The organism is Acinetobacter sp. YH16032, from assembly GCF_013417345.1.
Lineage (GTDB): Bacteria > Pseudomonadota > Gammaproteobacteria > Pseudomonadales > Moraxellaceae > Acinetobacter.
Window position 1 is genome coordinate 1 of record NZ_VPEE01000053.1, and the last position, 7,788, is coordinate 7,788.

The 7,788-nt window shown below is 38.1% G+C and carries 8 protein-coding genes; 2 read left to right on the plus strand and 6 right to left on the minus strand.

The genetic code is table 11. The annotated features are described in order from the left end of the window. Positions 1-358 precede the first annotated feature (358 nt). The 4 genes from FTV32_RS15170 to mobQ form a co-directional block, all read right to left on the minus strand. Complete coding sequence (locus tag FTV32_RS15170; RefSeq protein WP_004896925.1) at positions 359-901, minus strand: plasmid replication DNA-binding protein; 543 nt, start codon at positions 899-901, stop codon at positions 359-361. Between the two features lie 66 nt (positions 902-967). Then, positions 968-1,897, minus strand: a complete 930-nt coding sequence (repM, locus tag FTV32_RS15175) for a replication initiation protein RepM (RefSeq protein WP_068553070.1) — start codon at positions 1,895-1,897, stop codon at positions 968-970. Between the two features lie 202 nt (positions 1,898-2,099). Next, complete coding sequence (locus FTV32_RS15180) at positions 2,100-2,333, minus strand: hypothetical protein (RefSeq protein ID WP_068553069.1); 234 nt, start codon at positions 2,331-2,333, stop codon at positions 2,100-2,102. Positions 2,334-2,434: 101 nt separating this feature from the next. Further along, a complete protein-coding gene (mobQ, locus tag FTV32_RS15185; RefSeq protein WP_107111964.1) occupies positions 2,435-3,871 on the minus strand; it encodes a MobQ family relaxase in 1,437 nt (478 codons plus the stop codon). Positions 3,872-4,079: 208 nt separating this feature from the next. Between mobQ and FTV32_RS15190 the strand changes: the two genes are divergently transcribed. After that, positions 4,080-4,346 carry a mobilization protein gene (locus FTV32_RS15190; protein ID WP_088749624.1) on the plus strand — a complete coding sequence of 89 codons (267 nt, stop codon included), beginning with the start codon at positions 4,080-4,082 and terminating at the stop codon, positions 4,344-4,346. 17 nt (positions 4,347-4,363) lie between these two features. Further along, entirely contained in the window at positions 4,364-4,795 is a 432-nt protein-coding gene (locus FTV32_RS15195; RefSeq protein WP_039090891.1) for a hypothetical protein, read from the plus strand. A 138-nt stretch (positions 4,796-4,933) separates the two neighbouring features. Here FTV32_RS15195 and FTV32_RS15200 read toward each other — a convergent pair whose 3' ends face one another. Then, on the minus strand, positions 4,934-5,818 hold the full coding sequence (locus FTV32_RS15200) for an Mph(E) family macrolide 2'-phosphotransferase (protein ID WP_000155092.1): 885 nt from the start codon (positions 5,816-5,818) through the stop codon (positions 4,934-4,936). Positions 5,819-5,873: 55 nt separating this feature from the next. Next, positions 5,874-7,349, minus strand: coding sequence for an ABC-F type ribosomal protection protein Msr(E) (gene msr(E), locus FTV32_RS15205; RefSeq protein WP_000052512.1), 1,476 nt, complete (start codon positions 7,347-7,349; stop codon positions 5,874-5,876). Positions 7,350-7,788 lie beyond the last annotated feature (439 nt).

Consider the following 7,788-nt stretch of genomic DNA (forward strand, 5'->3'; position numbering starts at 1 on the left):
AAATAAAATTCAGTTTTATGATAACTTTACTGTTAAAAGAAGTCTAGACAACCTTGTTTTATGCTTGGATATAAGGCTTATTTTAAAATAATAGTAGTGAAGATTTTCTAAAATTAACATAATACACGTTATACGAAATGCTTGATATTTCTCTTTAAATATCATTATATTAACGTAAGCCGTTCTGGAGTATAGGGCACCAGAACGGCTTTTTATTGATTATTCATGTTCCACGATCACTAATTGAGCGATGTTCCACGGTTTTATTCAGTTTTAATAAACATCATCCGGTTTTTTGAGGAGTCATTATTTCAAGTGCTTGCACTGAAATTGGCTCTTCAAAAAACTGGAGTCTTGGCTAACCATATGGAAGGAAAAAGCGGCTTAGGAAGCCTCTCTTCTTCTGTTCTGGTTCAACATGCTCCGGGATAGGAATACGCTTATTGTCTTGCTGAGGAGTAGTCAATTCGTCATAGTTCGTTGCTAGTTCCGACCGAGGATCCGTTGCTATATCCTGTTTAAAGCTCTGATCGGTAAAGGTAGTCATATTGGCTTTTGGTGCTTCTAGTAAGCGCTGCATAGCTTCAATCTGTTCTTGATAAAACGATTCACGTTCTAAAGATTGATTTTCTCTCTGTATTGCCTGATTTAATTGTTTTTCCAGTATGTCAACTTGACGTTTTAGTAAGTCAACTTCTGTCAAGTTTTGACTGTTAATTGATTGACTTTGATTGACTGTATCCTCTTTTTTTTGTGGTTCCCCAAAAACTCTTAGGGCCTCTGAAAAGTCAATTAATCCATCAGATCCTTTAGATAAATTTCCTTTGTTTATATGTGCATATATGGCTTGTCTTGAATATCCATAAAGCTTAGCTAACTCTGAAACTGACAGTTTTTTCATTATGTAAACCAGTTTTCAACTTGTGTTAATACCTGACTGTTAACTTAACAATTTCAATTAACAATGTCATTGAAATCCTAATTTTCTGAGTAAAGGAAGTAATTCCTTAAATTTCTCTGCATCTTGCAGCATGGCAGCTATACGTACAGCAAACTGCTGATAGCTTTCTGTGCCTTGTGAATATTTACTCATCTCAGGAAGCTCTGAGAGCTTGTTGGCGAATAGATGGCGTTGTTTATCTGTTATTTTTGAAAAGAGGTCTAATGTATTCGGATCTCTTTTAGATTCGACTGAATGCGTGGCTGATTTTTTCTGTTTAAAGCTAAATGAAAAACCAGTAATAGATCTACCTGTTTTATGCTGTTCAACTTTGACAATAATATCGGTATGTTCATTTACTTGTTTTAATGCAATGTCTAAAACATATTTTTTAAAATCATACATTCGTTTGTATTCAGTCTCGAGTACACCTATTTTTTGTCTAAAATCATACATAGTTATGAGAGGCGTTTTTCCAGTACTACGCCATGCAATCAATATTTCATATAAACGAACAGCATAAGCACTTGTTAAATTACTTATTTGTTGTATTTCATACTTTGTAAATTGTTCTTCTAACCTAGTAATTAAAGGCACAATAGCAGGGGCAAAAATAAGTCTAACGACAGCTTCATTATCAATATAAGCCACCTCGCTCACCCATCTTGATTTGTGATTAATAGTGTTACCTTTTTCACTAAGACTCTGATAACTGAATTGTCTTGCAAACAAGTCATCGCAAGCATCTTTTAACGCCTGATAAGCCGTATTTCGATGTACACCAAACTGATTAATATAACTTTCAGCATGAACTGTTAGTGGATCATTAGCATTTATCCCTTTACCCGATTCCCTTGCTTCAACAATAGCTAGGAGAATTAACCTCTGTTCAACTAGATCGAGGTTATAACTGGCATTGATTAAGGCGTTATCTTTAACAACTAGTTCTGTTTTCATATGAAAAGATTATATTTTTAATTCAATAAGACGAGGTTATATAATTATCTCGCTTAATGCAAGGTAAACCTCGTTTTAATGCAAGGTAAACCTCGTTTTAATGCAAGGTAAACCTCGTTTTAATGCAAGGTAAACCTCGTTTTAATATCTCTAGAACCATTATGAATAAAGGATTACAGCTTAATTAAAAGCATTTAAAAGCTTAAAAATAATTAAAAGCCCAGGGAGTAAAAAATTGCCCTTGGTTTTCGCTTCGCTCAAACTCTATTGAATCTCGCTTTCGCTCGATTCGTCGGGGCAATTTTTGGTTCATATTTTCGTGAATTTGAGAAAAAGCAAAAGCAAGATCAAAAGCAGCTCGGAATTCGCTTCGCTCATGAGCTTTTTTTCTCGCTACGCTCGGTTTAGGAATCAAATTTGGAAAGTTCGCACCCATTCGGGATGCTCTGTAAAGCAGGTGATTGATGGATAGGGAGCTTGTAATCAGGGAAAGGGATGGGCAAATTTTCTCAGTTCGCTCGTAGACACTCGCTCTGTTTAGCGACTCATGCCACGAGATTTCATTTTAGGCGCATGTTGCTGTGCTTTGAGCTGTTGTTCCTGTCTGAGTTTCATCTGTTGTTCTGCTTTGATCTCATCCACACATTTTTTAATGACTTGATAGGATGGGTATAGAGTCTGGTATTGCTTGGCTTTGGCTGGATGTTGTTGTTGGTACTGCTTCCAGGCATGTTCTTTGAATTTGTCATTTTCCAATAAATCCTTCACACCATGTTTTTTCTGGTGTTCATGCTGACCTTTCAGCTTTTTGTGCTCCTGGTAAATCGCATCACGTTGGGCTTCCCAGGCTTTTTTTCCAAACAGTAAGGGTTTGTTCTGAGTTAATTCGTTGTGTTGATCGACCAGGCTTTGCAATTTGTCATGACTTTGCTTGAGTCCGCTTTTCACGATCTCCTGGGCAAGCTGCTGATTGAACTCATTTTGATGTTTGTGGTGCTTGGTCAGGGTTATTTCGGCTTGTTTGAGATTACGCTGCATGAAATCCAGGTCTAGATTCGCGTCTTTTGCGCTGATTTCGCGTTTTAGCACTTTGCCAAGGGTTTCCCTCTGTTTTTCCTCAAACAGGGCTTTTTCGTCAATTGGTGGCGTTTTAGCGCTATTTTTGATTTGGATCTGCTGTTCTGTTTTCAGTGTGCTGAGTTTGATCTCATTTTCAGCAATCAGCAGATCCATATTTTTGCTGTATTGCAGCTGAGCCTGATTTCTCTGTTTGATTTCGTCATTGCTTCGGCTGATTTCGGTCTCAATCCCTTTTCGGCGCAGTTCGGTGACTTTCGGCCCTTCGTGCAGCGTGGCTTCTAAACCATTCTCCTGGTCTTTGTAGCTGCGGTGGTCGACTCGGGCAGTGTATCCAGCCAGATCCAGGTGCATATTGCAGATATCGGCAAAGTGTTCGCGCCAGTGTTCGATTTCTCCACTGTGTTTCTGATCCAGTTCCCGGGTTTTCTCGGTGAAGCCTTCCTGAGTAAGTTTGCGTGTGCTCATCAGGATATGCGCGTGATAATTGCGTTCATCACTACCAGATCCAGTATGCGGTGCATGAATACAGGCATCGACGGCTACCTGGTGTCTGTCCACGATACTGGCGCATAGCTCTTCGAGCATGGCCAGGCGTTGTTCCTGATTTAATTCACTTGGAAAAGCGATTTCAAATTCTCGGGCAACTGTCGAGTTTTTTCGGGTTTCCCGTTGTTCAACTTCGTTCCAGAGTCTTTCCCGGTTTTTTAAATGTTCTGGTGCGCCTTCGGGTAAATAAATTTCTTTATATTCCACACCTGTTTTTCGGCTGTAATCATGTTCTCGGCCCTCACGTTCACAATAGATCTTTTCACCTGCCCGATAGGCAATCGCAGCAGTAGCGGAACGCCCTGCTGATCGTGCTACGGTTTTGACTGAAAAGTGGTAAATCGCCATGCCTATTTTCGCTTTTAAATTTTCACGTAGTGAAGTACAACCGTGGATACGGTTGTCGGGGTATTGGGGAGACCCCAATCGTACTTGCAAACGAAGTTTGCATAAGTGCGCTCTTCGAGGAAAACATTACTATACATATAGCACCTTGAATGCATATTCAAGTGCGCTTATGTTAGGGATGGTTTCCCAGGATGATGGTATTGGATTAATGAGCGTTACTGAAACACTAGACAGCAAAATCAAAGCACAGGAAGAAAAGCTAAAGCAGTTAAAGGCTCAAAGACAGGCAGCACTGGCAAGAGAACGTGCTAAAGAGAAAGAACAAGCTCGAAAGGATGATACCAGACGCAAAATTTTAATTGGATCCTGTATGCTAAAGATCACTGAAGATGATGAACAAGCCAGAGCTAAATTAATTGCTCAGATGGATAAGTATTTAACAGATGAGCGTGACCGAAAGCTTTTTAATTTATAAATTTTGAGGGATAAGTAGTGGAAGATCCAACACTTAATAAGTTAATACGTAATACAGAATTATTCTTCGAACATCACTGGAATGTAGACCTATTAGGAAAGCCTCCTGAATGGTCACCAGTACATTTTAATTTTGGAAAAATTCCTAATTACGATAAACAAGGTGTATATGCGTTTGTCAAAGGGGATTTAGTGACTTATATCGGTGTTGGGACTTCTAGAGGTGCTGGCCGTTATCGTGGTAATGGCTTAAGCGCCAGGGTAATGAAATATTGCCGATGGAATGAAGATAAAACTGAATATATTGCGATAGATCCAAGACTGAAAGATGCTGGATCCATCATTACAATAGGCTTTGAGCGTGATACGGCTTATTTAGCAAATGCCCTAGAAGTTTTTCTTATCTCTAAAATCCAACCTGTCCACAATGTGGTTAAAGTTGGTATGTAATTTCGCATAAGAAATTTTATGTTAAATGATTGTTAGAAATGCCCCTTGATCGAGGCATTTTCTATAAAGAATACTAAAAACTAATTAAAGCCAACCAAGTTTCAAAACAAGGCAGTTCTCAGCAATCATATTTTTAAATTATATAACTCCCAACTGAGCTTTTGCTCCAACGATAAGGCTTTCATTTTGAGTTTCTAAGGCAAATAAACCATACATCAAAGGAGAGGCCGCTGCTCTTTCTAAAGTCTGTTCATATAGTTTATTCCAAACTTTACCCCCTAGTTTTTCATACTCGATGATTAGAGTTTTGAGGCTTTCTTCTCCAAACAAAGTTACATGCCCAGCAAAATCAATCGCTGGGTCATCTATATGGGCTGTTGACCAATCAATAACGCCTGAAACAGCTCCATCCTTTGAAGCTAGTACATGCCCAGCATATAAATCGCCATGTATAAATTGGGTGAAATCTGCCCATAGAACATCATTATCCAACCATTTTCTGTAGCGGGTTTCCAATTGCTCACTTATACCAATTTCAGATTTTACTAACTGCAAATTGTTTGCTATTTCAGGTCTTAAATCTGAAGGTTTCATAATTTTCAAATCATTTTCCCGAACTTCTTTTTCAGGAATACTATGGATTTCAAATAAGGTTTTTGCCAAAGATGTTATGTATTTCGGGCTATCTTTGTCCATATTCCAAATTATTTCATAGGTTTCAGCATCCAAATTTAAAACAGGATTATCTTTAAGTATGGGATAAGCCACTAATTCTGTAGATGAAATTCTCCAATCAGGAACCTCTACAGAAAGATGTTTTTTTACCAATTCTAAAATGCGTTTTTCTTTCTTGATTTGTTCCCTCATGCCATCACGACGAGGAATACGCAGCAACCATTGTTGCCCCTTTGTATCAAGAGCAAAAACGACCTTAAAATCAATGCCCATTTCATTGAAATTCATTTTGTCCGTAAGCAACAAGCCGTGTGCTTCAGCAAGTGATTGAATATCTTGAATTGTCATTTTTAATTTCCTTTAAAGAGTTCAATAATTAATGTTCGGATTAGATTGGCTATCATTAACAATCTCTCTCAAAAGTCTTGATGATTTTGTGGTCTTTGATCTCGTAGATAATGTCAGCAATATTATCGACCAATTGCTTGTCATGAGATACGAAGATAATAGTTCCTGCATAGGACTTCATCATTGTTTCTAATGCGGCAATACTTTTTAGGTCAAGATAGTTTCCTGGTTCATCCATAAGCAAAATATTATATTTTCCTAAAAGCATTTTGGATAAAAGCAGTTTGATGATTTCACCTCCCGATAAGTCGGATAAGTTTTTTTGAATATCATTCGCTCCGATCCCCATTGAAGCCAATACTGCACGAATTTCCGCAACTGTGTACTCGCACTCTTCCTGCATAAAGGAGAGCACAGATTTATGCGTGTTAAATTTATATCCTGTTTGTGTAAAGTAGCCAATTTCAGCTTTTGGAGATATGGTTAATCCATCAGCACGTTCTGATATCATTTTTAACAAGGACGTTTTCCCTGTTCCATTCGATCCAGTTATAGCGACTTTAGCGCCAAGCGGTATTATAAAGTTAGCGTCATCAAAGATAGTACGGCTACCAAATTTTAAGCTCAGACCATCTGCCGTAATCGGGAACTTATTGTGCAGTTCTAGGGCTGAACTTTGACGAAAACGAATAGAACGCAAATGCTCTGGTGCTTGAATATCTTCTAATGCAGCCAAACGCTTTTCCATACTCTTAGCTGCCTGATACAGTTTTCTTTGCTTGGTGCCAGTCATTTTTGCATGCCCAAGTCGTCCAGCACTTTCGGTAGAGTTTTTGGATTTTTCTCCTTTTTTCTTATTGTCTAATCGATTAGCTTGCTGGCGTTTTTCTTGCACAGCAGATTCTAATCGCTCCCGTTCCTTCATCATCAGCTCATATTCTACGGCTTGGTGTTGTCGCTCTTCTTCTTTTTGACGCAAGTAATCCGAGTAACCACCCCAATATTCCGTAATTTTACCGTCTTTTAACTCCCATATCTTGTCTACAACCATATCAAGAAAATATCGGTCATGACTGATAACAAGTAATGCTCCATCAAATGCTTTAAGTTGACCAATAAGTAGATCTATTCCATTGAGATCAAGGTGGCTGGTTGGTTCATCCGCTAGAATGCCATGTACTTGTTGGGAAAATGCGGCAGCAATTTTTGCACGAGTTTCCTCTCCGCCACTCATTGTGTCGTTTTGTACATTGGAAACACCAAGGCGAGATAACATTGCCCGGTCTTCGACCGTTTCTATTTCGATTCCGCCCAGTTGGCTGATATGTGCAAAATCACCAAAACGCTGTAATGTCGCTTCGGCTAAAACAATTTCGCCATTAAGTACTTTGAGTAAACTACTCTTTCCTGCTCCGTTATCACCCACAAGACCAATACGGTCATAAGAGTGAATTTCCAATTCATCAATATCCAAAACATCACGCCCAGCATAATCCAAGCGTATGTTTCTCGCTTTAATAATTAAACTCATTTTTATTTACTCCTGTTTAGCTCTTGAAATTTTTTATGCAGCAAACAGGATTTAGGTGAAAACAAAAGCTAGCATCACAGTGTCCTCCCAAAAAAAAAGCTATTCATCCACAGGGTGGACAAATAGCTAGTCAATTAAGTTATAACTGGAAACTATGCACTAAAAGCATACTTATAAATTAAGCATACTTTTACTTTATATATCCGCATATATTCTTAAAGACACAACAAAAGCCCACCATTATAAAATAGTGTCACTATGCAAATAGTTGTGTCTTAACGAATGCGGATAGAATGCATAAACTTACCTAAAAAATAAAATTCAGTTTTATGATAACTTTACTGTTAAAAGAAGTCTAGACAACCTTGTTTTATGCTTGGATATAAGGCTTATTTTAAAATAATAGTAGTGAAGATTTTCTAAAATTAACATAATACAC

Excerpts from the sequence above, each read along its gene's own strand:
- repM (WP_068553070.1), bottom strand. The coding sequence starts at position 1,897 with ATGAAAACAGAACTAGTTGTTAAAGATAACGCCTTAATCAATGCCAGT.
- FTV32_RS15200 (WP_000155092.1), bottom strand. The coding sequence starts at position 5,818 with ATGACAATTCAAGATATTCAATCACTTGCTGAAGCACACGGCTTGTTG.
- FTV32_RS15170 (WP_004896925.1), bottom strand. The coding sequence starts at position 901 with ATGAAAAAACTGTCAGTTTCAGAGTTAGCTAAGCTTTATGGATATTCA.
- mobQ (WP_107111964.1), bottom strand. The coding sequence starts at position 3,871 with ATGGCGATTTACCACTTTTCAGTCAAAACCGTAGCACGATCAGCAGGG.
- FTV32_RS15190 (WP_088749624.1), top strand. The coding sequence starts at position 4,080 with ATGAGCGTTACTGAAACACTAGACAGCAAAATCAAAGCACAGGAAGAA.
- FTV32_RS15180 (WP_068553069.1), bottom strand. The coding sequence starts at position 2,333 with ATGGGTGCGAACTTTCCAAATTTGATTCCTAAACCGAGCGTAGCGAGA.